The following is a 25,969-nucleotide window of genomic DNA, read 5'->3' as shown; positions in this document are numbered from 1 at the left end:
CTCATTCGTCCTCCAGCGGCCCGAGCAGCCCGGCGGCGGTCACCAGGCTCTGGGCGATGTCGCTGATCTTGCGGTTCTGGTTCATCGCCGTCTTGCGCAGCAGCGTGTAGGCCGCCTCCTCGGAGAGGCCGCGCGACTTCATCAAAATGCCCTTGGCGCGGTCGATGACCTTGCGGCTCTCCAGCTCGCTGCGCGCCTCCTCCAGTTCGCGCGCCATGCGCGAGAAGGCGTTGAAGCGGCTCACCGCCATGTCGAGGATCGGCTTGACGCGCTCCTGCCTCAAACCATCGACGACATAGGCCGAGACGCCGGCCTCGACCGCCGCCTCGATCGAGGCCTGGTCGGAGCGGTCGACGAACATGGCGATCGGCCGCTTCACCGCGCGCGACAGCTGGAACATGTTTTCGAGCATGTCGCGGTTGGGGTTTTCGAGATCGATGACGATGACGTCCGGTTCGATCTCGGCGATGCGCCGCGCGATGCCGGCGACATCATGGATGACCGTCACCCGCTCATGCCCGGCCTCCCGCAACCCGGCCTCGATGATCGAGGCACGGATGCGGTTTTCGTCGATCACAAGGACGGCGAGCGAGGAACGGACCATGGCTTCAATATGTCGAAGCGGGGTGATTGTGCAATGCGGGATGGCGAGCCGCCATGCCTTGGCAGGCCTATAGAGGCGGACGCTGGAAATGGACAGCTGTGATTTTGGAGGCATCGAAACAAACGTTTCGCGTGGTTTTTTGTTAGCCGCATCTACAAGTTGCGTGCGCCGATCGAACTCCCTTGCGCGCGCAGATAGGTCGCGCCATGAGTGCTTTGGGGGAAATCTCAAATGAAGCTGAGCGTTGGTGGCCGCTATTTCTGTTTTCTGGCTGCGCGTCGGTAGTGCGCGGAGCTACAGAGAAAGTCTCTGTAAATTCAGAACCGTCGGACGCGGGGATAAGAACGTCTGTAGGGCATTCCTGCCCCCTTTTCTCCGTGCACCGTCGAAGTAAGTCGAAAAGAAGGTTTTGCGGCCTTTGAATGGGCAGCAATAGGATCGAATCGAACCTTCCTTTCGACTGTTGTTGTTCGCGGACGACGCCTTAGTTCGCTATAGCCTCGATAAATCGCTTCGCTAACGCGTCGCTAGCGAAGCGCCCGATCTCTTCGTAATCGGGGCGATCTTCTGCAATATCTGGAGACCTTAAGACGACGAAAGCACCCGCATCCGGCACAATGAGAAGCGTGAGGTCTTCACTTTCGATTGGAGCAGTATGACGAGCGCCGCAGCTTGGACAGTCGTCATCGCACATGCATGACCACTCGTCGACCCAATGTTCGCCGCAGCCGTAGCATTCATAATGGTTTGCGTACCAAGACATTTAGGCGTTGTCCCTTTGCTCGGTCTTCAAAAGCTCTCTTTCCTCAGGCGATAGCGGCCGCGGGCCACAAACTCGAGATATCTGTTGTCTCTGAGGAACTGCAATTGCTGACGAATCTTTGGTCTCACATTTCTGTTGTTCGGGTATAGAGCGCTCAGTTTCCTTTCGAACGCGTAGACTTGTTCGATATCGAAATCAGTCGCACCGATCATATCGACACATCTCATTACTTCAATTAGCCAGCCACGAGCATCTGCCTTTTCCTCACGAAGAAAAAGGGTGTGCTGCCATTTTGCGACAACGACCTCTTTAGGGATCGGAATGCTGTTCCTAACCAAAAATATTCGGCCCGCATCCGGAATGCGGTCGAGCAAAATATTGGAACCAACCCAACCCGCTCTCCTCGCTGTCGGCGCCAGTGGGTTCCTTTTCTCGATGATGTCTGGTACGAAAAAATGCTTTGGAACAACGCAAACATGCCTTACTGCTTTTTGCGTCAGATCATAATTCAGCAATATCAAATTCGGGTTGGTCGATGATGCCAATCTGTCAATTTTGGTAAAATAGGCTCCGTCGGCGACCTTCGTGCCGAATGCCTTCTTTTGGCTTTTCAGCTCGAATTGATCACTGCAACTGCTGCAGAAAAAGTCGGCAACAGGTAAATTAGCAGCGAATTTTTCTAGACGGGAGCTTCCACAATTGGGGCAATAAATCCATTGGGAGGCCCACTGCTCGGTCCAAATTCTGGCTTGTTGTGATCCACTGTTATATTTTGCTTGTGTCTCTTCAAAACCAAATTTCATTCGCGATCAAAGCCATCTGTTAGCGGACGCCAATAAACCCTGGATTTACAATTCGGCAATGGACGATCAAGAGCAAGCCGGAAAGATCACCGCCTTCGCCGAGAAGGAAGGCTACAAGCCAGGCAGCAAATACATCGCTACCAAAATGAGTGGAAACGGTGCTGCCGGGCTCGCCGGAAACATTTTGGTCGGAGGCTTGATTGGCGTCGGTGTTGATGCGGTGACCGGCGCAACGTTGGATCATTTTCCGAACCCTCCGGTGATAACCTTGGTTCCCGTCGACGCCGTCCGCCAGAGCACCAAGGCGGTGGTGCCGCCTCCGCCGCCGCCGCAAGAAACAACAGTGCGCCGAACTGGAGTCTGAGGGAAAGGCACATGAGCCTATCCGGCAGTGGCAAAGCCGGTACCGATGGCGCCGCATTGGTATCACCGGTGTTGATCACCGATCTGCAGATGTAGCCGAGTCCTACTCCGCCGCCTCGTACCCCGCGATGCCCTTGATCTCCAGGAAATCCTCGAGCCCATATTCGGCATACTCGCGGCCGTTGCCGGACTGCTTGTAGCCGCCGAAGGGCAGGCCGGCGTCCCAGGTGGGGTAGTTGATGTAGACGTTGCCGGAGCGCATGCGGGCGGCGACGGCGCGCGCCTTCTCGATGTCCTTGGCCTGGATGTAGGAGGCTAGGCCGAAGACGGTGTCGTTGGCCTGCTCGACCGCCTGCTCCACCGTGTCGTAGGGCATGATCGCCAGCACCGGCCCGAAGATTTCTTCAGTGGCGATGCGCATGTCGTGGGTGACGTCGGCGAACACGGTCGGGCGGACAAAGTAGCCGCGGTTGAGCTCGGCCGGGCGGCCGGGGCCGCCGGCGACCAGCGTGGCGCCTTCGTCGATGCCGCTCTGGATCATGCCTTGAATCTTGTCGAACTGGAGCTGGCTGACCACCGGGCCGAGCTTCGAGCCCGGCGCGTCGGCCGGGCCGACGGTGAATTTTTCCGCCGCCGCCTTCGCATGGGCGGCCGCCTCGTCGTGACGGTCACGCGGCACGAACATGCGGGTCGGCGCGTTGCAGGACTGGCCGCTGTTGCCGAAGCAGCCGGCGACGCCCTTGGTGACGGCTCGTTCGAGGTCGACATCGGGGAACAGGATGTTGGCCGACTTGCCGCCAAGCTCCTGATGCACGCGCTTGACCGTGTCGGCGGCGGCCTTGGCGACCAGGATGCCGGCGCGGGTCGAGCCGGTGAACGACATCATGTCGACATCGGGATGGCTGGCCAGCGCCTGGCCGACGGTCGGGCCATCGCCGTTGACGAGGTTGAAGACGCCCTTCGGCACGCCTGCCTCGTCGATGATCTCGGCGAAGATGATGGCGTCGAGCGGCGCAATCTCGCTCGGCTTCAGCACCATGGTGCAGCCGGCGGCAAGCGCCGGGCCGACCTTGCAGGTGATCTGGTTCAGCGGCCAGTTCCACGGGGTGATCAGGCCGACGACGCCGATCGGCTCCTTGACGATGAGCGACAAGCCCTTCACGTGGCGGAACTGAAAACTTTTCAGCACCTCGGCCATCTTCTCCAGATGCGCCTGGCCGACGCCGACCTGGCTGTCCAGCGCCATCTGGCGCGGCGCGCCCATCTCGCGCGAGACGGCCAGCGCCAGGTCCTTGCTGCGCTTCTTGTAGACCTCGATGACGCGGTTGAGGATCTCGAGCCGCTCCTCGACCGAGGTGAAGCCGAAGCTGTTGAAGGCGCGCTTGGCCGCCGCCACCGCCTTGTCGACATCGGGCTTGGTGCCGAGCGAGATCTGCGCGAAGGCATCCTCGGTGGACGGATCGATGACGTCGAAATTGTTCGGAACGACCGGATCGACCCAGGCGCCGTCGATGTAGAACTGCAGATTATGGGACATGGGTTCCTCCTCGGTCGGCCGTGGTTCTCGATTGTGGGGCGTCGTATTCCGCCAGTGATAACGATGCAATTAGGTCAAACGCAAGACCGGGTCGTTGAGCCAGGGCCGCGCAGCAATCCGCCGAGAGCTCACTCCTCGAACGCGCTCGCCCCGACATAGATCGCGGCGAGCTTCTCGATGCCGGCCTGGTCCTCCTTGTCGAAGCGGCCGGGCAGCGGGCTGTCGAGGTCGAGAACGCCGAAGATGCCGTCATTGTCCCTGAGCAGCACCACCAGCTCCGAACGCGAATCCGCGTCGCAAGCGATGTGGCCCTCGAACTCGTGGACGTCCTTGACCAGCATGGACATGCCCAGATCGACGGCAGTGCCGCAAGCGCCCTTGCCGACGGCGATGCGCACGCAGGCCGGCTTGCCCTGGAAAGGGCCGAGCACCAGCTCTTCGTCCGATTGCAGGAAGTAAAAACCGGCCCAGTTGAGGTCTGGCACCATCTGGTAGATCAACGCCGCGGTGTTGGCGGCGTTGGCGATCGAGTCGCGCTCGCCTTCGAGCAGCGCCTTCAGCTGCGTGGCGAGTTCGCTGTAGAAGGCCGGCTTGTCCGTGCTCTCGATCGCCTTTGCCGCAAACATCGCCGTGCCTCCGTTGCCAGGACGCCGAAGCGCCCGCTCCGCTCTCTCTGCCACCAGGTGAGCGGTGAGGCTATCACGAAATCCCCCGGGATGATGACGATTGCGGCGGCGGCAGCATAGCGTAGGTCGGCGCCGCCCCTCATTGCCCAGCAGGGCATTTCTCCCCGTATAGTGACGGGGAGAAAGGGGCCGTCATCGGCGGCTTCGCCAATCATCAGCTTTGCAGATTAGGAGCCGGCGCGGCGCCCAGCCCTCTTCTCCCCGTTCACGGGGAGAAGGTGCCGGCAGCGGGGCGGCGCGACGTTTCTAATTTCGCCCCAGAGTGCGCGACGTATGGGACGGGCTTCAGGTCTGCCGGCGGCCGAAGACGCGGGCAACGCGCCCCAGCAGGCTGGGACCTGGAGCAGCCGACTTCACCGGCGGCGCCGGCATGGCAGGCCCGGCCGCGGCACGATTTTCCAGGTCGGACACCATGGCCGTAACCGCCTTGTTGACATCGAAGGCCGACGTCGGACGAGCGTCCTTCATTCGTTGCTGGGTCAGCGGCGAACATGTCGGGCGGCCATCCGCGCCGAGTACCTCTCCCATGGTCAGCTGGTGGGTGAAGCGGAAAAGGGCAAAGACGGCATATTTGGTCGCCTGCGCGTCATAGGCGCGGCTTTCGACCTTGGCATGGATTTCCAGCAGCTTCGGGATCAGGAACTGAGCCTTGTCCGGCGCGGCTTCGCCTTCGTATGGCAAGGTGCTCCAACCGGCCTTGATCAATGTGGCCCTGAATTCGGCTGGCTCTCGCCAGAGGGCGACGACAGTCGCGGGATCGACAAAAGCCGTGACGTAGTTCCCCTTCATGTTGTGGGCGATGCCGACCTCGTCCAGCAAACGCTTGCATTCGGGAACGAGCCAGACGGCCTTTGGAAAGATCGACTGGAATTCGAAGTCGTAGTTCAGTTCCATCCGAAAAGCCTCCGGCGTTTCATCACCCTGACCTTCCGTCAAGTCTCGCAATTTCCACTTAAGGTTTTGCCTATCTTGCTTGGTGAACGGCCGATTGACTGGCGTCCCCGTTGCCAGCCGGCCGGGCCACCCGCTACAGTTCCAGCCGCCTCAGGAAAGAGCATCGTGACTTCCAATCCCGCCAACCGCAAACGCGACCGCGCGCAGCCGGCGGCGGGCGAAGCCCCCCTCGCCTTCGCCGTGCTGGTCTTTCCCGGCTTTCCGATGATGGCGTTTTCCTCGCTGATCGAACCGCTGCGCGCGGCCAACGTACTGGCCAAGCGCGAATGCTACCGCTGGGTGATCGTCGGCGCGGATCCCGGCACGGTCGAGGCCTCCAATGGCGTCGTTATCCAGCCCGGCTTTTCGGCGGCCGATGCGCCGAAGGTCGACCGCATCGTCGTCTGCTCCGGCGGCGATGCCGACCATGTCGTGGCCGACGAGGCGATGAGCTGGATCCGGAAAAGCCTGCGCGGCGGCGCGCATATCGGCGCGGTGGCGGATGCCGCGTTCTTCCTCGCCCGCGCCGGCCTGCTCGACGGCCATGCCTGCACCCTTCACTGGACCAGCCAGGCGGCTTTCACCGAGGCTTTCCCGGATATCGAGCTTCGGCGCGATCTCTTCGTCATCGACCGCAAGCGCTTTACGTCGGCTGGCGGCGTCGGCAGCCTCGACATGATGCTGGAGATCATCACGCGCGACTATGGCGCCGAACTGGCGGCGGGCGTCGCCGAATGGTTCGTGCACAGTCCTTTGCGATCGAGCGTCGACCGCAAGCTGATGCCGCTCAGGCTGCGCACAGGCGTGCAGAACGAGCTGGTGCTGTCGGCCATCGCGATCATGGAGGACGCGGTGGAGGAGCGGCTCGGCATGGCGGAGCTGGCGACAAGGCTCGGCGTTTCCCCGGACAAGCTCGAGCGCAATTTCCGCGCCGAGCTGGATATCTCGCCCAACGGCTACTACCGGCGGCTGCGGCTGAAACGAGCGGCCGACCTGCTGGCGCATTCGACGCTGATGGTGCGCGATGTCGCGCTGGCGTGTGGGTTTGCTTCGATGTCGAGTTTTGCCCGGGCGTTTCGGGAGGAGCATGGGCACGCGCCTAAAGCCATGAGGAGGCAGTAACTCTTCACTGTGCTGAATGCTGAGACGCTGGCGGGACAGCGCCCCCCTCTGGCCTGCCGGAGATCTCCCCCACTTGGGGGGAGATCAGCAGCTTCAGCGCCCCGCTCATTCTGCAACGTTGGCGATTGGCGAAAGCCGCGATGACAGCTGATCTCCCCCCTCGTGGGGGAGATGTCCGGCAGGACAGAGGGGGGCGCGAAGGATCTCGGCGCCTGTAGTTCGCCTCACCACATCTGCGGCATCCGGCACGACATTTGCGGGAATTCGCACACACTTCTTGCAACGCATAGCCCATGTTCTCCGCATCAGGAGGGACCGCCATGAGCATCGTCGTTTTCGACCCCGACAGCACCGAGGATGTGGACTTCAAGGATCGCATGCGCCATCCGGCGGCCGCTGATCCGGCGGGCGGCATGTGGCTCTCCGACACCGAGCCGTCCTTCATCGATGCGGATGCGCTGCGCAAGGGGCGGCTCAAGAAACTGCGCGGCTGGATGCGCGAGGCAGGCTATGGCGCGGTCGTCCTGTTCGACCCCTACAACCAGCGCTACGCCACCGGCTCGCGCAACATGTTCGGCTACTTCCTGCGCAACTCGACCCGCTATTTCTTCATCCCGACCGACGGGCCGGTGGTGCTGTTCGAATATCCGCAGAGCTACCACGTCTCGATGGTGCTCGATACGATCGACGAGGCACGGCCGTCGAAGCTGGTCTGGTCCTCGGTATCGGGCCGCGATGACGAGACCGCCGGGCCGTTCGCCGACGAAGTCACCGAACTCCTGAAGAAGCATGGCGGCGGCTCGATGAAGCTCGGGCTCGACCGCTGCAGCCATCTGCAGGCGCTGGCGCTCGAAAAGCGCGGCTGCGAGGTGCGCGATTGCCAGGGCGAGATTTTGGCCGTGCGCGCGGTGAAGACGCCTGAGGAAGTCAAATGCCTGCAGGCGTCCATGGCCGGCGCCGAGGCCGCGGTGTCCGCAGTACGCGAGGCGATCAAGCCCGGCGTCTCCGAAAACGAGCTGTTCGCCATCATGTATGGCGAAGTGATCCGCCAGGGCGGCGAGTTCATCGAGACGCGGCTGCTCACCTCCGGCCAGCGCACCAACCCGTGGTTCAGCGAGGCGAGCGGGCGCAAGATCAGGCCGGGCGAACTGGTCGCGCTCGATACCGACACGATCGGTTGCTACGGCTATTATTCCGATTTCTCGCGCACCTTCCGCTGCGGGCCGGGCAAGCCGACCGCCTACCAGAAGTCGCTCTACCGCATGGCGCACGACCAGGTTCAGCACAATATCGGCATCGTGAGGCCCGGCATGGCTTTTCGCGAGATCGCCGAGAAGGCCTGGAAGATCCCGGACCGCTTCGTCGACCAGCGCTACACTTCGGTCATGCACGGCGTCGGCATGCATGGCGAGACGCCTTTCATCGCGCACTCGATGGACTATGAAACCTATGGCCGTGACGGCATCATCGTGCCCGGCATGGTGGTCAGCGTCGAAAGCTATATCGGCGAGAAAGGCGGCCGCGAGGGCGTCAAGCTCGAGGACGAGATCCTGATCACCGAGACAGGGACGGAGTTGCTGTCGCGGTTTCCGTATGAGGACGAGTTCTTGGAATGAGCGATTTGATGCCGATACGCTCTGTTGGCGCCGCCCATACGCTATCGCAGGCCTTCGAGATTGGCCGCAGCAAATGTGACGTCGTCATCCTAGGGCGAAGCAAGGAGCGAAGCGACGCGGCGCAGACCCTAGGATCCATGCCGTTACTTCGGAGCGTTGCATCGGTGCAGAATTCTGTTCCGCTGCATTCTTCGCTAGAGGTAACGGCATGGATTCCAGGGGCTTCGCGACGCGGCTTTGCGGCTGCTTCGCCCTGGAATGACGAAACTGATAGTCTGCCGCAGAACCCCTCACACTGCGGCACCCCTTCGAGAGCATCCGCATGAAGACAGCCATCGCCATCCGACGCGGCACCGTGGCCGCGGTGTTCATCGATCTCCAGGAGGAGCATCGCAAGGACGAACGCTATCTGGTCGAAGGGTTCGGCGGCATCCTCGCCAATGTCCAGCGGCTGCAGGCGGCGGCGCGACGCAATTTCGTGCCGCTCTACCACTTCGCCTACATCGTCGACCTTGCCGAGGCGCGGCCGTTCCATCCGGTGGACGCCAGCGGCAAGTCGGCCTTCTCCGACAAGGACGATCCGCTGACGGCGATCTGCGCGGACGTGGCGCCGACCGAGGGCGAGACGATGCTGGTCAAGACCGAGGCCAGCGCCTTCGGCAACGGCGCCTTCGCCGACCGGCTGAAGACGGCGGGCATCGAATGGCTGGTGATTGCCGGCGTCTGGACCGAGGCCTGCATCGACGCCACGGTGAAGGATGCGGTGGCGCGTGGTTTCCGCGTGCTGCTGGTCAAGGATGCCTGCGGCAGCGGCAGCGCGGCCATGCACCAGACCGCCATCCTCAACCTCGCCAACCGGCTCTATGGCGGCGCCGTCACCGGCACGCTCGATGCCTGCCGGCTGCTGGCGGGCGACACGGTCGATGCGTGGCAGGTCGAGGGCTCGGTGCCGCTGCGCTTCACCTACGAGAACGCGGCGCGGCTCTACGACGAGCTCTGACGGCAAGCCGATGGGCGCGAACCAGATCGAAGCGACCAGGCGGGGGAAATACGCCACCCTGCTCGACCCGGAGCTGTGGGACTATATCGACCAGGTCAATGCCTGGTTTCCGCCCGGGATCGCGGCGCGGCCGATCGCGGAGCAACGGGCGGTCTACAACGCGATGTGCCGTGCCTTCCACCAAGGCTGTCCGGCCGGTGTCACGGCGAGTGACGATGTGGTCTCGGCCGACGGACGCGACATCGCGGTCCGGCGCTACCGGATGGCCGGCAAGGTGGCGCGGGCGATCGTTGTCTACTACCATGGTGGCGGCTTCGTGCTCGGCGATCTCGACAGCCATGACGACATCTGCGCCGAGATCTGCGCCGCCACCGGCTTCGAGGTGATCTCGGCCGACTACCGCCTGGCGCCGGAGCATCTCCATCCCGCCGCCTTCGAGGATTGCCTCGCCGTGTTCGAATGGGTGGCGGCGACAAGCGCGCTGCCGATCGTGCTCTGCGGCGAGAGCGCCGGCGGTAATCTCGCCGCGGCTGTCGCGCACGCCACGCGCCGCAGCCAGCGCCACGCCGCCGGCCAAGTGCTGATCTACCCCGAACTCGGCGGCGAGACGGGCCGCTCCTATCTCGAGCATGCCGAGGCGCCGCTGCTCGACGTCGGCGATATCGAGTCCTACCGCCGCTTCCGGTCCGCGCCGGGTCAATCGCTGGACGATCCGACCTTCTCGCCGCTGCGCGACAGCGATTTTACCGATCTGCCGCCGACCTTCATCATCACGGCCGCGTGTGATCCGCTGTCGTGCGACGGCGAGACCTATCGCGACCGCATCGTCGCCGCCGGCGGCTCGGCCTGGTTTCAGGAAGAGCCGCGGCTGGTGCACAGTTTCCTGCGCGCCCGCAACAGCGTGCCGCGCGCCGGCGAAGCGTTTGCGAGAATTGTTGCGGATATTGGCAGGCTTGGCGCGGCGATGGAGCGCTGATCTCCCCCCTTGTGGGGGAGATGGCCGGCAGGCCAGAGGGGGGCGCGAAGGATCGCGGCCCCTCAGAATCCTTAGGATTCAAAACCATTCGTCATCGCAGCGGCGCTGAATAGCCGAGATGCTGGGCGGGACAGCGCCCCCCTCTGCCCTGCCGGGCATCTCCCCCACACGGGGGAGATTGGCGCTACCCACGTGCGGAACAGCGCACAAGAACTGCGGAAAAGCGAACATTTCCCTGAGTAACCCCGCCCTATCATCGCCGCAGGCCAACGGGCGCTCCGGCGAGACGCATCCGCCCCCCGCACCGCGACCGGCCGGGGCGCCCAACAGGGAGGGAACGACGATGAAATTCATGCTGACCGACAGAAAACTGCACCCGCGGGCAAAGCCCTCCGCCGACGATTTCAGGAAAGGCGGCATCAGCCGGCGCGAATATCTTGCCATCATGGCCGGCTTCGGCGTCAGCGCCGCCGGCGCCTTCGCGTTGGGCGGGCTCGGCACGTCGCCTGCCCGCGCGGAGGAGCCAAAAAAGGGCGGCATCTTGCGCGTCGCCATGAACGTCAAGGGTTTCAAGGATCCGCGCACCTTCGACGGTGTCGAGATGTCCAACGTGGCGCGCCACTGCAACGAATATCTGGTGCGCTGGAACACCGACTTCAGCTTCGAGCCGTGGCTCTTGGAAAGCTGGGAAACCAGCGATGACGCCAGGACGATCGCTCTGCATGTGCGCAAGGGCATCAGCTGGTCGAACGGCGACGCCTTCAACGCCGATGACGTCGTCCACAATCTGACGCGCTGGTGCGATGCCTCCGTCGCCGGCAATTCGGTCGCCGCGCGCATGGGCGCACTGGTCAACGCCGACACCAAGAAGCCGGTCGATGGCGGCATCGAGAAGGTCGACGACTTCACCGTCAAGCTCAACCTGCCCAAGCCCGACATCTCGCTGATCGCCGGCATGGCCGACTATCCGGCTCTGATCATGCACCGCTCCTATGAGGGCGACGGCGACCCGAAGAAGGCTCTAGCCATCACCACCGGCCCTTGCGAACTGGTGAGCTGGGACGCCGAGACGGGTGCGGAGGTGAAGCGCAAGGACAAGCCCTGGTGGAAGGGCGAGTTCCATCTCGATGGCATCAAATGGGTCGACTACGGCTCCGATCCCAACGCCATGCTGTCGGCCTTCGAATCCGGCGAGATCGACACCGACCACGAGACGGCTTCGGACGCCGTATCGCAGACCGAAGAGATGGGGCTCGAAAATTCCGAGATCGCCACCGGCTCGACCATCGTCGCCCGCTTCAACGTCGGCAATGCGCCCTACGATGACGCCAAGGTGCGCCGCGCCGCCCAGCTTGCCGTCGACAACTCGGCCGTGCTGAAGCTCGGCATCGACGGTCGCGGCAAACCCGCCGACAACCACCATGTCGGCCCGATGCATCCGGAATTCGCCGATATCGGCCCGGCCAAGCGCGACGTCGACGCGGCGAAAAAGCTGCTCGCCGAGGCCGGCAAGGCGGACCACGAATTCGACCTCATCTCGGTCGACGTCGAATGGCAAAAGAGCACCGGCGACGCGATCGCCGCGCAGATGCGGGAGGCGGGCCTGAAGATCAAGCGCACCGTGCTGCCGGCCGCCACCTTCTGGAACGACTGGAGCAAATACCCCTTCTCCTGCACGGAATGGCTGGGGCGGCCGCTCGGCGTGCAGGTGCTGGCGCTTGCCTACAAATCGGGCGCCGCCTGGAACGAAAGCGCCTATGCCAACAAGGAGTTCGACGAGCTTCTCGACAAGGCGCTGGCGATGCCCGATGCCGCCCAGCGCAAGGAGATCATGGCCAAGATTGAGCAGAATTTGCGCGATAGCGGCATCATCATCCAGCCCTACTGGCGCTCGGTCTACCGCACCTACCGCAAGGGCGTGCAAGGCTGCGAGCAGCACCAGTCGCTCGAGCAGCATTTCGAGAAAGTGTGGCTGGAGTCCTGATCCCTCCCAGGGTGGCAACCCCGGCCGGCACGGCTCTTGCTGAGCCGCGCCGGCCGTTGCCATATGCGCCCATTCAGCACAGATTGCATGCGGCCTCAGACCGGCAAGCGCGGAAGCAGTCAGGCATGGATCACTTCGACCTCGGCACCTACCGCCGCCCAATTTCCACATCCTCGGCAGAGACGCAGCGCTGGTTCGATATCGGGCTGAACTGGTGCTACGGCTTCAACCACGGAAGGCATAAAATGCTTCGCGAAGGCGCTGCGGACTGATCCCGATTGCGCCTTCGTGCACTGGGGCATCGCCTATGCCGCGGGGCCTTTCTACAACCTGACCTGGAAGGAGCATGGCGAGGCCGAGGCCTGAGTGGCACAGTTCAGCGCCGCGCCCAGCATCCCGGACAATGTCTGGGCGCTGCACGGGCTGGTCGAATGCTTGGGGCGGCGCGGCGAGACCGACCAGTTGCCTGGGTTCCAGGCCAGGCTCGCCACGGCGTTGGCAAAGACCGACGTGCCGATCACCTCGTCCTGCCTGTGCAGGACAAGCGTGCATTCAGGGCACGACTGCTGCCATTGAGGATGGCCCGCCCCTGTGCGCCGTCACCAATCTCGCGTACACAAGTCCTGATCCAACCCGGCCCCGCGACGTGAGAACCCCATGCGATTGGTGCTAAGTAGTCTCTTCCTCGGCCTCGCCGCCGCCGGCCTGTCGCCCGCCCGGGCCGCGGCGGACGATTGCGGCGATGCCGCCGCGCTGGTGCAACTGGCCTATCCCAATGCGCAGAAGAGCGCCGACGAAAGATCGTTCACGCTGGAACCCCATACCAGCATCTCCCTGACGCTGCGGGAAGGTGACAATTCATTCGGCCTGGTCTGCAAGGTCTGGCCCGCCCATGACGACCTGCTGCTGGTCGCTGTGCCACTGATCGACAGCGCCAAGTCCGGCGACGGCCAGCATGTCGGCGATATCGAGATTCTCGTCCTCGACATGAACAGCCTGCGGGTGCGCCAGCGCCTGCTCCAGCCCGGGCTGATGAATGATGATGCCATCTACATCCGCAAGATCGAGTTCGATACCGGCCGCTACAGGCTGGCGCCCGATGTAAGCGCCTTCGGCCTGCGCATCGAAATGGCAAGCGATTCTCGGCCCAATCCCTTCCGTGAAACCGACCTCAGGCTCTATGCCCTCACCCGCGATGGGCTGCGCCTGGTGCTCGACGGCCTCGTCGTCGACAGCTATGGCGGCGAAGGCGACGCCAATTGCGCCGGATCCTTTCATTCCAGCAAGGCCGGCCTGTCGATGCGATCGGCGAGCCACCACGGTTATCGCGACATCAGCGTGGTCGAGCGGAGGGATACCGACGAGCCCGACCTCGACACGCAGGGCGAATGCCTGTCGCACCCCGGCAAGCCTGTGAAACGAACCTACCGGCTCCGCTATGACGGCAACCGCTATCCGGTTCCGGCGGCGCTCAAGGCCCTGGAACCGTGAGAAGGCTGCTTGCATCACGGCGGTGCTGCCGAGCGGGCGGCCTGAGGCGCTCGCCGATGGCGGCGCCGGCAAGGTCTCCGACGACGCCGCCTCCATCATGTGGTGAAGGCGGCGATCTTCTCCGTCAGGAAAAGATTTCCGCCAGATCCTCTACGCTGGTGCCTTCCTTGACCTGGCGCAACTCGACATAGGTGACCGCGGAGGCAATCGACATCAGCGTCGACATGAACGCCGAGACCACAGCGCCGAGGACAATGGCGATATATCCGCCAAAGAGCAGCACGACCGTGCCGAGCACCATCTGGATGCCAAAGGCGATCAGGATGAGGATCAGGAAGAGGCCGAACAGCGCCCAGCGGCTGCCCTTGGTGAGCGCACGGCTGCGCGACATGGAGCCGAAGACGCCGAGCCTCTCCTGCACCAGGGCGGGCACCGCCACCGACCAGCCAAGCCACAGGATGATGCCAGGCACCAGCAGCGCTATCGAGGCGAGGCCGGCGCCGAGGGCAACCATCAATCCGATGCCGATGGTCGGCAGCAGGCAGCGGAGCGCGATCTGGATGCAATCCCCGAAAGTCGGCTTCTTGCCGTTCATGTCCTCGATCGTTGCCCTGACCAGCGCCGACTGCAGCAGCAGCGACAGGATGAAATAGAGCATCGCGAAGACCAGGGTCAGCATCGAATCGCGGAACATGGTGGCGGGATCGGCCATAGCCAGCGCCGCCGGATCGCCAGCCGCCAGGCCGCCCATTCGCACCTCGTTCCAGAACTGGAAAACGAATGTCGGCAGCCCCGAGAACAGCGCGGCAAGCCCCAGGCAAAGACCGATATTGCGATTGATGACGGCAAAGCTGTTGTTGAGTACCTTGCCGATCTGGAATTTCTCTGGCCGTGCCAGTGTCGTCGAAGTCATAGTCTGCCCCCTTAACCACAGCCGCATAATGGCTGGTTCGCATGACAGTAAATGTGACAAGATTAACACTTAGCGTCTAGCCTACTTGCAATTGTTGTGTCGCGTTGCCAGTGTCGGCGCGGCGGGTTTACGGGGGAGCGAGCGGGTGGCAGTTGCACAGCCGGGCACAGTGGACGCCGAATGGCTGGCGAAAGTGCACAAGCAGCTGCTGGCCGACACGTCCATACAGTTCGACCTGCCGGCCTTCGCGCAGCCCGAACCGCCGGCCTGGCTGAAGCCGCTGCTGGATTTCCTGTCACAGCTCGGCCCCTATATGATCTACCTGTTCTGGGGCGCGGTCATATCGGGCGCCGTGATCATCCTGTTCCTGATCGCCCTCGAAATGAAAGGCATCGCCTGGCGCCTGCCGTGGCGACGCGCGCGGGGCGAAGCCGAGGCGCAGGAGGAATGGCGCCCCGATGCCGCGATGGCGCAGATCCTGCTGTCGGAAGCCGACGCGCTCGCGGCGCGCGGCGACTATGACGAGGCGGTCCATCTCCTGCTTCGTCGCAGCGTCGCCGACATAGCCGGGCGCCTGCCCGACTTCCTGCGTCCCTCGCTGACGGCGCGCGACATCGCCAATGCTCCTTCCCTGCCGGCGCGGCCACGCGGCGCGTTCAGCGAGATCGCACGCATCGTCGAGGCGGCGCTGTTCGCCCGCCGGCCGGTCGGCGCCGAAGGCTGGCAGCAAGCGCGCGGCGCCTATGAGCGGTTCGCCTTCCGGGATGCCTGGGCATGAGCGCGCCGGCGGCCGAGACGGTACAGGAACCGTTCAGCCGCAGAACGCTGTTCTGGGGCATTTTCGCCAGCCTGTTCGCCGCCGCGGGGTTCTTTCTGCTATCGACCTATGCGCCGGATTTTCGCCAACCCGGCGGCGGCGCGACGCCGCTGTCCAAGGGCGGCTCCGGCTATGCGGGGCTGGTGGAATGGCTCAAGCTGACCGGGACTCCTTCGCCGATGGCGCGCAGCGAGGAGGACCTCAGCACCGGCCTGATGTCTGGCTTCCTGCTGATCGTCACCATTTCGCCCGACAGCGACCCAGCCGCGCTCGACCGCATCGTCAAGCTCCGCGAAGACAAGGCCACGCTGTTCGTGCTGCCCAAATGGCAGACCACGCCGCTCGAGCAGCATGAAGGCTGGGATATCAAGATCGAGCGGCTGCCCGCTACGGCCGTGAATCAATGGCTGGGCCGGATCGGCAAGGCAAAGCTTGGCGAAGGAAAGAGCACGGTCGAGCAACTCGACATCAACGGCCATCTCGTTGCCGCGCCGGAAGACATGCAATGGGTGGCCGACGATCATCCGCTGATCTCGGCCGGCAACGGCAAGGGCGTTCTCACCGAACTCGACGACAAGCCATTCTACATCCTGACCGATCCGGACCTCATCAACAACGCAGCGCTCAAGGATCCAGACAGGGCCAGGGCGGCGCTCGATCTGATCGCCATGCTTGAGCCTGGCAAGGGCGCCGTGATGTTCGACCTCACGCTGCATGGCGCCGGGCGCAAATACGATCTCGCCAAGCTTTTGGTCGAACCGCCCTTCCTGGCGCTGACGCTGTCGATCCTGGCCGCCGCTGCGCTGGCCTTCCTGCACGGGCTTGGCCGTTTCGGCCCGCCGCGCGCCGAGGGCCGGGCGATAGCCTTCGGCAAGCGGGCGCTGGTCGACACTACGGCGATGCTGTTCAAGCGCGCCGGACGGCTGAACGAGTTGGGCGACCGCTATGGCGCGCTGATGCGGCAGCGCGCCGGCGCGTTGCTCGGCGCGCCGCACGGGCTGCAGGGCGAGGCGCTCGACCGCTGGCTCGATTCCCGCGACAAGGGCGAGGCCCAGGGGTTCACGACGCGGCTCAAGGCCGCGGACAATGCCAGCTCGCTGGCGGACATGCATGAGGCAGCCGAGCGGCTGCACGACTGGACGGCAAGGAGGCTCGGTGAACGTCGATGATGTGAAGGCCCTGGCGACAGCGATCAGGGAAGAAGTGGCGAAAGCGATCACCGGCCAGCGCGACACGGTCGACCTGATGCTGACCGCGCTGTTCGCCGGCGGGCATATTTTGCTCGAAGGGCCGCCGGGGACCGCCAAGACCATGACAGCGCGCTGCTTCGCGCAGGCGCTCGGCGTCGCCTATGGACGCATCCAGTTCACGCCGGACCTGATGCCCGGCGATATCGTCGGCTCCAACATCTACAATTTCCAGACCGGCCAGTTCACGCTGACGCGCGGCCCGATCTTCTGCGACCTGCTGCTTGCCGACGAGATCAACCGCACGCCGCCGAAGACGCAGGCCGCCCTGTTGGAAGCCATGCAGGAGCATGCCGTCACCTTCGACGGCACCACGCACTCGCTCGGCCGCAACTTCATGGTGGTGGCGACGCAGAACCCGATCGAGCATCAGGGCGTCTACCCCCTGCCCGAGGCGCAGCTCGACCGCTTCCTGTTCAAGCACCGAGTGAGCTATCCGGACCTGCAGGAGGAGCGCGCCATCATCGTCCATCACGGCGGCGGCTCCGCCTCGCACGACATCGCGCAATACGGCATCAAGGCGCAGACCGACCGCAAGACGCTGGAAAAGGCGCTCGACACCGTCGGCTCCGTCACCCTCGTCGACGATGTCGTCAACTATATCGCGGCGCTCGTGCGCGCCACGCGCGAGAGCCCCGACCTGGAGGTTGGCGCCAGCCCCCGCGCTGGCGCCATGCTGGCGCGGGCGGCCCGGGCGCGGGCGACGCTCGACGGCCGTTCCTATGTGATCCCCGACGACGTCAAGGCGCTCGCCGTGCCGGCGCTGCGCCACCGCGTCATCCTCTCGCCGGCCGCGCAGATCGACGGGCGGCTGGTGGAGCAGATCGTGTCCGACCTCGTCGACCAGACGGAAGCGCCGCGTTGATCTATCCGAGCGGTAGAGCGGTCTGGGCAGCGGCGGCGGGCGCGATTCCCGCCTTCCTGATCGCGCTCGCGCTGCCGTCCTTCTGGTATATCGGCCTGCTCTGGATCTGCCTGCTGCTTGCCTTCCTGGCGGTGGACGCGGCCGCCGGACGCGGGCGCGCCTCGCTCAGCGCCAGCCTCGACGCGCCGCCGCAGGTCGGCGTCGGCGGGCGTTTCGCCGTCCGCGTCGCTGCCGGTCTCGGCAAGCAGGCGCGCATGCTGCAGGCGCGCGTGGGCCATGACCAGCGGCTGGAGCCGATCCATGGCACCGGCGGCGCGCTGCCGGCGAATGGCGGAACGCTCGACCTCGAATTCACGGCGCTGAGGCGCGGCATGGCCAATTTCGACCGCCTGTGGCTGCGCTGGCGCGGGCCGTTCGGGCTGGTCTGGAACCAGGTCGTGCTGCCGATGGACGAGAAGGTCGCTGTGCTGCCCGACGTCAGCCGCGCCCGCGACGAAGCGATCACGCTTTTGCAACGCTCGGCGCAGGCTGACGGCCATGCCCAAAAGCGGGCTGGCCAGGGCCGCGAATTCGAGGCGCTGAAGGACTACCAGCCCGGCATGGGCCGGCGGATGATCGACTGGAAGCGCAGCGCCCGCCACGGCAAGCTCCTGGCCCGCGAATTCCGGATCGAGGAGAACAACAGCATCGTGCTCGCCATCGACAGCGGACGCCTGATGTGCGAGCCGGTCGACGGCGTGCCCAAGGTCGACCGCGCGGTGACGGCGGCGCTGCTATCGGCCTTCATCGCGCTGAAAGGCGGCGATCTCGTCAGCCTGTTCTCCTTCGATGCCAGGCCGCGCATCTCCAGCGGCGCGGTGCGCGGCTCGGCCAGCTTCCCGATGATCCAGAAGCGGGCGGCCGAAATCGACTATTCCAGCGAGGAAACCAATTTCACGCTGGCGCTGACGACGCTTTCGGGCAAGCTCGACCGGCGCTCGCTGGTCATCATCTTCACCGATTTCGTCGATCCGATCAGCGCCGAGCTGATGCTGCGCACCGTCGGCCGGCTGACCGAGCGGCATCTGGTGCTGTTCATGATGATGAAGGATGTCGAACTGGAGAGCCTCGCCGACATGCCGCCCGCGACGCCGGAGGATGTGGCGCGCGCCGTCACCGCCGGCGGCCTGCTGCGGGAACGGCAGGTCGTGATCGGCCGGCTGAGGCTGCTCGGCGCGCATGTGATCGAGGCCGACCACCAGCGGCTCGGCCCGGCGCTGGTCGAGCGCTATCTCGAGCTCAAGCAGGAGAATCTGCTGTGACGAACCCGGCCGGCACCGATGCGGTGCGCCAGACGCTGGCCAGCTTCCGCCAGGAACGCGAGGCCGACTGGAAGGCATTCGAGGCGCTGCTGGCCCGGGTCGAGAAGCGGGCGCCGCGCACGCTTTCGGAAGAGGAACTGCTGTCGCTGCCGCTACTCTATCGCTCGGCGCTGTCGTCACTGTCGGTGGCCAGGGCGACCTCGCTCGACCATGCGCTTGTCGCGTATCTCGAAGCACTTTGCCTGCGCGGCTATTTCTACCTCTATGGCGCCCGGCGCGGCTTGCGGCAGCGCATCGGCGATTTCTTCCTTCACGACTGGCCGAACGCCATACGCGCACTGTGGCGCGAAACCCTGGTCACTGTCGGCTTGACGGCGGTCGGCGCGGGCGCGGGCTACTGGCTGGTGGCTTCCAACAAGGGCTGGTACGCCGCCATCATCGCGCCCAGCCTTGCCGGCGGCCGCAATCCGGATTCGTCGGCCGCGATGCTGCGCAGCGTGCTCTATGACGGCGCCGACAACCAGTTCCTGTCGAGCTTCGCCGCCTATCTCTTCACCCACAACACCCAGGTGGCGATCCTTGCCTTCGCGCTCGGCTTTGCCTTTGCCGTGCCAAGCGTGCTGATCATCCTGATGAATGGCTGCATGCTCGGCGCGATATTCCAGATCTACGCCGCCAAGGGGCTCGGCTTCGAGCTCGGCGGCTGGCTGTCCATCCACGGCACGACCGAGCTGTTCGCCATCGCGCTTGCCGGTGCGGCCGGCATGCGCATCGGCACGCGCATCGCCTTCCCCGGCGAACTGACCCGCATGGCGGCGGCGGCGCAGGCCGGGCGCATCGCGGCGACCGCCATGGTCGGCGTCGTGGTGATGCTTCTGTTCGCCGGCCTGCTCGAAGGCATCGGCCGGCAGACCATCACCGGCGACGGCGCCCGCTATGCCATCGGCGGCGGCATGCTGGCGCTATGGTGCGCCTATTTCTATCTGTTGAGGATTGTGCGGCATGGCGACGGTTAGACGCGCCACCCTCGCGCCGACGCGGCCGCTGATCACACCGGAAGGCGTCGATCTGCGCATCAGGCTTGCCGATGCCGGCACGCGGGCCGCGGCCTTCGTGCTCGATGTGGTGATCATCACCACTGCTGCGATCGTCATCACGATCGTCGCCCTGTTCGGGCTGCGCGGCATCGGCTTCGGCGGGCTGCAGCCGCTGTTCGTCGTCTGGATCATCCTGATCTTCCTGCTGCGCAACGCCTATTTCATCGCCTTCGAAGCCGGCCGCCGCGCCGCGACGCCAGGCAAGCGCATCGTCGGCATCCGCGTCGCCTCGCGCAGCGGCGCCGGCCTGTCGGTCGATCAGGTCATCGCGCGCAATCTGATGCGCGAGATCGAGATCTTCCTGCCGCTGTCGATCATCGCCGGGCGCGGCGGCGCCGGCGTCGCCGACACGCTGACGACCATTTTCGGGCTGGCGTGGGCGCTGCTCTTCGCGCTCTTCCCGCTGTTCAACCGCGACCGCCTGCGCATCGGCGACCTGCTCGCCGGAACCTGGGTGGTCGAAGCGCCGAAGCTGAAGCTGGTCGAAGACCTGTCGCGCAGGCAGGACCCGGTCGCCGCCCGTTTCCGTTTCAGCTCGGCCCAACTCGATGCCTACGGCATCGCCGAACTGCACAAGCTGGAAGAAGTGCTACGCCGCGACGACTATTTCGCGCTGAAGACAGTGGCCGAAATGATCGGGAAGAAGATCGGCGTGACGATCGAAGCGCCGGATTCCAGGGCGTTCCTCACGGCCTACTACGGCGAGCTCAGGGCGCATCTCGAGCGCAAACTGCTGCTCGGCAACCGCAAGGCGGACAAGCATGCGCGGTAGCGGCAGATACTGGAACCTGGCGCGCCGCCCCTCATCCGCCCTTCGGGCACCTTCTCCCCGTAAACGGGGAGAAGGCCATAGCCGCGCCTGCGGTTGGCGAAACCCCACGCGACAAGTCCTTTCTCCCCGTCACTATACGGGGAGAAATGCCCGGCAGGGCAATGAGGGGCAGCGCCGACTCACAATACTTTTGAACCGAAACCTGGCTCGCTGGGCTGATTTCTTACCCCACCCACTTCTCGTAGTCCGACACCAGGAGGTGCAGCGGCACGACGTCCTCGTCGATGTTGGAGAAGCGGCCGATCGGCTCGCGGAAGACATTGTCCGTCAGATCGTCGTTGACGGTCGAGACCTCGCCGATCAGCACGTCCTTGCCCTCGGCCCAGAAGGCGTGCCAGACGCCGGGCAAAAGCGTGACGCTCTGGCCCGGATCGAGCTTCAACAGCCCGCCCGCCGGCAGTCTGTGGATGGTGCCGTCGACCGGCACCGACACTTCGGCCTTGGGATCGATGCCGCCGTCGCGGTCGTGCATGAACAGTTCCAGCACCAGCTTGCCGCCGCCGCGGTTGATGATGTCCTCGGCCTTGATGTTGTGGCGGTGCATCGGCGAGAGCTGGTCCTTGCGCGAGATCATGATCTTCTCGGCATAGAGCATGCCCATGCCAAGCTTCATGTCCTCGTAGCGGCCGTTGCGGACGGTAAACAGGAACAGACCGAGCTCGTCGAACTTCTCCTGGCCGTAGTCGGTGATGTCCCAGCCGAGGCGCGAGGTGAAGATCGCCGAAGAGTCTCCCTTATGCGCCTTCATCTCTTCCGGCGACCAATAGGCGAAGGGCGGCATGATATAACCGAAGGAGCGGATGAAGGCGTCGGCTTCGCGGATGATGTCGTTGATTTTGGAGCGCTTCATGGGTTCCCTTCCTTCCGGCCGCTGACTGCTGCAATCTGCCAATCCGAATAGCTCAATGCCGGTCGGCTGTCGACGCAAACCGACGGCTCTGGCCTCGTGACATCCGGCCGGATCGGGGCCATAACGCGACCGGTTTTTGTGGTGGTGACAATCTCATGCCAAGCATAGACGACCTCGATACGCCGGCGATCCTGATCGACGCCGCACGCGCCGAAGCCAACATCAGGAAGGCGCAGGCGCATGCCGATCGTCATGGCCTGAAGCTCAGGCCGCACATCAAGACCCACAAGCTGCCCTATTGGGCGAAGAAGCAGGTGGCGGCCGGGGCGGTCGGCATCACCTGCCAGAAGATCGGCGAGGCCGAGGTGATGGCCGATGCCGGCCTGACCGACATTTTTCTCCCCTACAACATTCTCGGGCGCACCAAGCTGGAGCGGCTGAAGGCGCTGCATGGCCGGGTGACGCTTTCGGTGACGGCGGACAGCAAGGAGACGCTGGAAGGTCTTGCCGCGACCTTTGCCGATGCCGGTCACCCGCTTCAGGTGCTGGTTGAGTGCGATACCGGCATGGGCCGCTGCGGCGTCCAGACGGCGGCCGAAGCCTTGGCGCTGGCGAAGGCGATCGACAGCGCCAAGGGACTGACCTTCGGCGGGCTGATGACCTATCCGGCTGCCGGCAAACAGGCGGAGGCGGAGGCATGGCTGGCAGGGGCCAAGCAGGCCCTTGCCGCGGCGGGGCTCGAGTGCCAGCGCATCTCCAGCGGCGGCACGCCGGACATGTGGCGCTCGGGCGACGATAGCGTCGTCACCGAATACCGGCCTGGCACCTACATTTACCTGGACCGCTACCAGGTCGCCAAAGGCGTCGGCAGCCTCGACGATTGCGCGCTGACGGTGCTCGCCACCGTGGTCAGCCACCCGACGCCGACCCGCGCCATCCTCGATAGCGGCAGCAAGGCGCTGTCCAGCGACACGCTGGGGCTGGCCGATTTCGGCGAGTTGCTGGGAATGCCGGGCGCGAGGGTGACGGGCCTCAGCGAGGAACACGGCAACGTCACGCTTTCCGGCGATGCAAAGCTTCGCATCGGCGAGCGCGTTCGCGTGGTGCCGGACCATTGCTGCGTGGTGACGAACCTGTTCGACCAGGTGCATCTGATCGACGGCGACAAGGTGCTGGAAACGCTGCCGGTGGCGGCGCGGGGACGGATGGGTTGATCAGTTAGCCTGGCGCGCCGCGACCCTGCGCATCGCGATCACCCGGCGCCGGAAAATCTCCGTGCGCATCGCCATCAAATGCAGGGCGAAGAACAGCACGGTGAAGCCGAGCGCCATCACCAGCAGCGGCCTCAGCATGGAGGCGTCGATGGTCGAGCCGCCCATGCGGAACACCGAGGCCGGCTGGTGCAGCGTGTTCCACCAGTCGACCGAGAATTTGATGATCGGGATGTTGATGAAGCCGACCAGGGTGATGATGGCGGCGGCCCAGGCGGCGCGGCTGACGTCATCCAGCGCGCGGGTCAGCGCGATGATGCCGAGATACATCAAGAACAGCACGAAGACCGAGGTGAGCCTTGCGTCCCACACCCACCAGGTGCCCCACATCGGCTTGCCCCAGATCGAGCCGGTGACCAGCGCAAGCGCGGTGAAGGTGGCGCCGATGGGGGCCGCCGATTTCAGCGCGACGTCGGCCAGCGGATGGCGCCAGACCAGCGTGCCGAGCGCAGAAACCGCCATCAGCGAGTAGCACATCATGGCGAGCCAGGCGAAAGGCACGTGGATGTACATGATGCGCACCGTGATGCCCTGCTGGAAATCCTCTGGCGCGGTGAAGCTCATATAGAGCCCGGCGGCAAGAAGGAGCGCCGCGGCCGCGGCCAGCCAAGGCACCAGCCTGTCGGCCAGCCCGACGAAGCGCGTCGGGTTGGCGAGGTCGGCCCAGCCGCTCAGGCGTGAAGTGGTGTCGCTCATGCGGCTTTAAATAGACCGGCGGCGTGTGTTGGGCAATCGAGCGGTTGTCGCAGGCAGGGCAGGCTCTTCCTTCTCCCCTTGTTGTGGGAGAAGGTGCGTCGGCGCGCAGCGCCGAGACGGATGAGGGGTGTTGGAAGAAATGAGGCGGTTCGCAACAAGGCTATGCCAAGCTGGAGCACCCCTCATCCGGCCGCTTCGCGGCCACCTTCTCCCACAAGGGGAGAAGGGAAAGGCGCTTGGTTACGCCGCTTCCGTCACCGTGCGGCTGAGGCGGCGGACTTCCTCGTCGTTGAGCAGGCCGCCGGCGCGCAGCAGGCTGGCGAAGCGGCCGTTGCGGAGCGACAGCTCGGCGAAGCCTCCCTGCTCGACCACTCTGCCCTTGTCCATGAACACGACCAGGTCGGCGTCGCGAACGGTGGTGAGGCGGTGGGCGATGATGAAGGTGGTGCGGTTGCGGCGCAGCTCGTCGATCGCTTCCTTGACGCGGTCCTCGGTCTCGACGTCGAGCGCACTGGTCGCCTCGTCGAGCACCAGAATCGGCGCATCCTTGAGCACGGCGCGGGCAATGGCGATGCGCTGGCGCTCGCCGCCCGAAAGCTGGCCGCCGCGCTCGCCGACGACGGTGTCGTAGCCGCTGCTCTTCGACAGGATGAAATCCTGCGCGGCGGCGGCATTGGCGGCGGCGTGCACCTCGTCGTAGGTCGCTTCGGCGCGGCCGACGCGGATGTTGTCCTCGATCGAGCGGTTGAGCAGGCCGGCATCCTGGAACACGGTGGCGATCGAGTGGCGCAGCGACTTGCGGGTCACCGAGCGGGTGTCGATGCCGTCGATCAGGATACGGCCGCTGGACGGCGTGAAGACGCGCTGCAAGAGGTTGATGAGCGTCGTCTTGCCGGCGCCGGTCGGACCGACGATGGCGACCGTCTGACCGGCCTGGACCTCGAAGGAGACGTCGTCGACGCCCTGGCCCGAATTGGCGAACTCGAAGCCGACATTCTCGAAGCGGACGTGGCCGGTGACGTTGGCCAACTCGCGCAGGCCGTCCGGCTCGGCGGTGTCAGCGGCAGAGTCCTCGAGACGGTAGAAGTCCTCGAGCTTGGCGCGCGCCTCTGAGATCTGGCTGGAGAAAGCCGACACCTGATCGAGGCGGGCAATCAGCATCCCTGCAAAGCCGATGAAGGCAACGACGTCGCCGACGCGGAGCTGACCACGGGTGACGAGGTAGGCGCCGATCGAGAGCACGATCATCATCGAGATGGTCGACGACAGCCGGTTCAGCGCACTGGCGATCGCCCACCAGTCGAGCACCGGCTTCTGGGCGTCCAGCAGATCCTTGACGTAGCGCTTCAGCGTCGCGGTCTCATGGCCGATGCGGTTGTAGCTCTGCAGCACGGCGACATTGCTGACGCTGTCGGTCACATGGGCAAACACGGTGTGGTAATGGCGCTCGACGGCGGTCTGCCCGGACTTGGTGCGGCGCATGACGATGCGGCCGATGGCGACATAGAGCACGCCAAGGCCAAGCAGCACGAGCGACATGCGAATGTCCATGGCAAGCGCGGTCGGCACCAAAAGCACCAGCGCGATAGCCGTCGAGAGATGCACGCGCATGAATTCGAGCCACAGGCTGAACAGGGTCTCGATGGCGCGCAACAGCGTTTGCAGGGAATTGGACGTGCCGCGCTGGTGATGCCAGGCGAGCGGCATGGTGATGACGCGCTCGAAGGACTGGCACAGCACCTCCGAGCGGCGGGCATGGGCGAAGCGGTCGGCGCCGCGCGCCACCAGCACGACAGCGATGACGTTGAACGCGCCGAGAGCAGCCCAGACGGCGAGCGTCGAAAACACCGGGCCGTTTTCAGAGATGGCACCGATCACCCGGCCCAACAGGATCGGTTCGAGGATCGCGATCGCAGCGAGGGCGACGTTGGCGGCGCAAATCAGCGCGACGCGCTTCTTGTCGGCAGCCAGATAACCCAGGGCTCTCCAGTAGATCTGCAGAAGTGACACTTCAGCTACTCCGCCAAACTTTCATTGTGCAGTGCACCATTTCTTGACACGTACCGGTTAACGGGTCGCAAAACAATGCCCGTCTAGCTCTTCCGTTCCCATTCTGCGAACAAAAGATGACGACGCTGCGAAATCTGCCGTGATCACCTAACGGTTTGAGATAAAAGGTGAAATGTCAGCCTTGCGGCGAAA

24 protein-coding genes and 1 pseudogene are annotated in these 25,969 nt (G+C 64.6%); 16 read left to right on the top strand and 9 right to left on the bottom strand.

The window, feature by feature from the left end; genetic code table 11:
- Window position 1 precedes the first annotated feature (1 nt).
- A complete protein-coding gene (locus EN857_RS24075) occupies window positions 2-604 on the bottom strand; it encodes an ANTAR domain-containing response regulator (RefSeq protein ID WP_127287210.1) in 603 nt (200 codons plus the stop codon).
- Between the two features lie 789 nt (window positions 605-1,393).
- Window positions 1,394-2,170, bottom strand: coding sequence for a DpnI domain-containing protein (locus EN857_RS24065; protein ID WP_127393520.1), 777 nt, complete (start codon window positions 2,168-2,170; stop codon window positions 1,394-1,396).
- A 58-nt stretch (window positions 2,171-2,228) separates the two neighbouring features.
- On the opposite strand from EN857_RS24065, the gene EN857_RS34865 reads away from it, so the two are divergent.
- Entirely contained in the window at window positions 2,229-2,534 is a 306-nt protein-coding gene (locus tag EN857_RS34865; RefSeq protein WP_187331411.1) for a hypothetical protein, read from the top strand.
- Between the two features lie 102 nt (window positions 2,535-2,636).
- On the opposite strand, the gene EN857_RS24055 is transcribed toward EN857_RS34865, so the two are convergent.
- From EN857_RS24055 to EN857_RS24045, 3 genes are all read right to left on the bottom strand, one after another.
- On the bottom strand, window positions 2,637-4,070 hold the full coding sequence (locus EN857_RS24055; protein WP_127393519.1) for an aldehyde dehydrogenase family protein: 1,434 nt from the start codon (window positions 4,068-4,070) through the stop codon (window positions 2,637-2,639).
- Between the two features lie 128 nt (window positions 4,071-4,198).
- Window positions 4,199-4,696 carry a GAF domain-containing protein gene (locus EN857_RS24050; RefSeq protein ID WP_127393518.1) on the bottom strand — a complete coding sequence of 166 codons (498 nt, stop codon included), beginning with the start codon at window positions 4,694-4,696 and terminating at the stop codon, window positions 4,199-4,201.
- A 345-nt stretch (window positions 4,697-5,041) separates the two neighbouring features.
- Entirely contained in the window at window positions 5,042-5,650 is a 609-nt protein-coding gene (locus tag EN857_RS24045; protein ID WP_127393517.1) for a hypothetical protein, read from the bottom strand.
- A 264-nt stretch (window positions 5,651-5,914) separates the two neighbouring features.
- Here EN857_RS24045 and EN857_RS24040 point away from each other — a divergent pair, with 264 nt between their 5' ends.
- The 8 genes and pseudogenes from EN857_RS24040 (at window position 5,915) to EN857_RS24000 (ending at window position 13,878) form a co-directional block, all read left to right on the top strand.
- A complete protein-coding gene (locus tag EN857_RS24040) occupies window positions 5,915-6,811 on the top strand; it encodes a GlxA family transcriptional regulator (RefSeq protein WP_245494602.1) in 897 nt (298 codons plus the stop codon).
- A gap of 320 nt (window positions 6,812-7,131) precedes the next feature.
- Entirely contained in the window at window positions 7,132-8,427 is a 1,296-nt protein-coding gene (locus EN857_RS24030) for a Xaa-Pro peptidase family protein (protein ID WP_127393567.1), read from the top strand.
- 322 nt (window positions 8,428-8,749) lie between these two features.
- Window positions 8,750-9,427: an isochorismatase family protein gene (locus EN857_RS24025; protein ID WP_127393566.1), complete on the top strand. Its 678-nt coding sequence runs from the start codon at window positions 8,750-8,752 to the stop codon at window positions 9,425-9,427.
- Window positions 9,428-9,437: 10 nt separating this feature from the next.
- Window positions 9,438-10,403: an alpha/beta hydrolase gene (locus EN857_RS24020; RefSeq protein WP_127393565.1), complete on the top strand. Its 966-nt coding sequence runs from the start codon at window positions 9,438-9,440 to the stop codon at window positions 10,401-10,403.
- 343 nt (window positions 10,404-10,746) lie between these two features.
- Entirely contained in the window at window positions 10,747-12,387 is a 1,641-nt protein-coding gene (locus EN857_RS24015; protein ID WP_128346376.1) for an ABC transporter substrate-binding protein, read from the top strand.
- Window positions 12,388-12,512: 125 nt separating this feature from the next.
- Window positions 12,513-12,750 (top strand): annotated as a pseudogene (locus EN857_RS24010) (hypothetical protein); the annotation flags it as partial.
- A gap of 3 nt (window positions 12,751-12,753) precedes the next feature.
- The gene (locus EN857_RS24005) at window positions 12,754-12,963 is read left to right on the top strand and encodes a hypothetical protein (RefSeq protein ID WP_127394366.1); all 210 of its coding nucleotides are present in this window, start codon (window positions 12,754-12,756) and stop codon (window positions 12,961-12,963) included.
- Window positions 12,964-13,044: 81 nt separating this feature from the next.
- A complete protein-coding gene (locus EN857_RS24000; RefSeq protein ID WP_135859276.1) occupies window positions 13,045-13,878 on the top strand; it encodes a hypothetical protein in 834 nt (277 codons plus the stop codon).
- A 124-nt stretch (window positions 13,879-14,002) separates the two neighbouring features.
- Here the strand turns inward: EN857_RS24000 and EN857_RS23995 are convergent, their stop codons facing one another.
- The gene (locus EN857_RS23995; RefSeq protein WP_128276083.1) at window positions 14,003-14,791 is read right to left on the bottom strand and encodes a hypothetical protein; all 789 of its coding nucleotides are present in this window, start codon (window positions 14,789-14,791) and stop codon (window positions 14,003-14,005) included.
- A 145-nt stretch (window positions 14,792-14,936) separates the two neighbouring features.
- On the opposite strand from EN857_RS23995, the gene EN857_RS23990 reads away from it, so the two are divergent.
- From EN857_RS23990 to EN857_RS23965, 6 genes are read left to right on the top strand one after another with little or no spacing between them, the layout of a single operon-like run.
- Complete coding sequence (locus EN857_RS23990) at window positions 14,937-15,569, top strand: DUF4129 domain-containing protein (protein WP_127392034.1); 633 nt, start codon at window positions 14,937-14,939, stop codon at window positions 15,567-15,569.
- Window positions 15,566-16,777, top strand: coding sequence for a DUF4350 domain-containing protein (locus tag EN857_RS23985; RefSeq protein ID WP_127392035.1), 1,212 nt, complete (start codon window positions 15,566-15,568; stop codon window positions 16,775-16,777). Before EN857_RS23990 ends, EN857_RS23985 begins: the two co-directional genes overlap by 4 nt.
- On the top strand, window positions 16,764-17,720 hold the full coding sequence (locus EN857_RS23980) for a MoxR family ATPase (protein ID WP_127286825.1): 957 nt from the start codon (window positions 16,764-16,766) through the stop codon (window positions 17,718-17,720). The genes EN857_RS23985 and EN857_RS23980 overlap by 14 nt, the downstream gene beginning before the upstream one ends.
- Window positions 17,717-19,021, top strand: coding sequence for a DUF58 domain-containing protein (locus EN857_RS23975; protein ID WP_127392036.1), 1,305 nt, complete (start codon window positions 17,717-17,719; stop codon window positions 19,019-19,021). Before EN857_RS23980 ends, EN857_RS23975 begins: the two co-directional genes overlap by 4 nt.
- The gene (locus EN857_RS23970; protein ID WP_128346378.1) at window positions 19,018-20,037 is read left to right on the top strand and encodes a stage II sporulation protein M; all 1,020 of its coding nucleotides are present in this window, start codon (window positions 19,018-19,020) and stop codon (window positions 20,035-20,037) included. Before EN857_RS23975 ends, EN857_RS23970 begins: the two co-directional genes overlap by 4 nt.
- Entirely contained in the window at window positions 20,024-20,890 is an 867-nt protein-coding gene (locus EN857_RS23965; protein WP_127392038.1) for an RDD family protein, read from the top strand. Before EN857_RS23970 ends, EN857_RS23965 begins: the two co-directional genes overlap by 14 nt.
- Window positions 20,891-21,113: 223 nt before the next feature.
- On the opposite strand, the gene EN857_RS23960 is transcribed toward EN857_RS23965, so the two are convergent.
- Window positions 21,114-21,800: a D-lyxose/D-mannose family sugar isomerase gene (locus tag EN857_RS23960; RefSeq protein WP_127287325.1), complete on the bottom strand. Its 687-nt coding sequence runs from the start codon at window positions 21,798-21,800 to the stop codon at window positions 21,114-21,116.
- 155 nt (window positions 21,801-21,955) lie between these two features.
- Between EN857_RS23960 and EN857_RS23955 the strand changes: the two genes are divergently transcribed.
- Complete coding sequence (locus EN857_RS23955; protein ID WP_127310220.1) at window positions 21,956-23,014, top strand: D-TA family PLP-dependent enzyme; 1,059 nt, start codon at window positions 21,956-21,958, stop codon at window positions 23,012-23,014.
- Here the strand turns inward: EN857_RS23955 and EN857_RS23950 are convergent, their stop codons facing one another.
- On the bottom strand, window positions 23,015-23,767 hold the full coding sequence (locus EN857_RS23950) for a heme ABC transporter permease (RefSeq protein ID WP_127286087.1): 753 nt from the start codon (window positions 23,765-23,767) through the stop codon (window positions 23,015-23,017).
- 240 nt (window positions 23,768-24,007) lie between these two features.
- On the bottom strand, window positions 24,008-25,777 hold the full coding sequence (locus EN857_RS23945) for a glucan ABC transporter ATP-binding protein/ permease (RefSeq protein WP_128274934.1): 1,770 nt from the start codon (window positions 25,775-25,777) through the stop codon (window positions 24,008-24,010).
- Window positions 25,778-25,969: the final 192 nt, after the last annotated feature.

Source organism: Mesorhizobium sp. M4B.F.Ca.ET.214.01.1.1, from assembly GCF_004791545.1.
Classification (GTDB): domain Bacteria; phylum Pseudomonadota; class Alphaproteobacteria; order Rhizobiales; family Rhizobiaceae; genus Mesorhizobium; species Mesorhizobium abyssinicae.
This window is presented reverse-complemented; position numbering and strand designations above follow the sequence as displayed.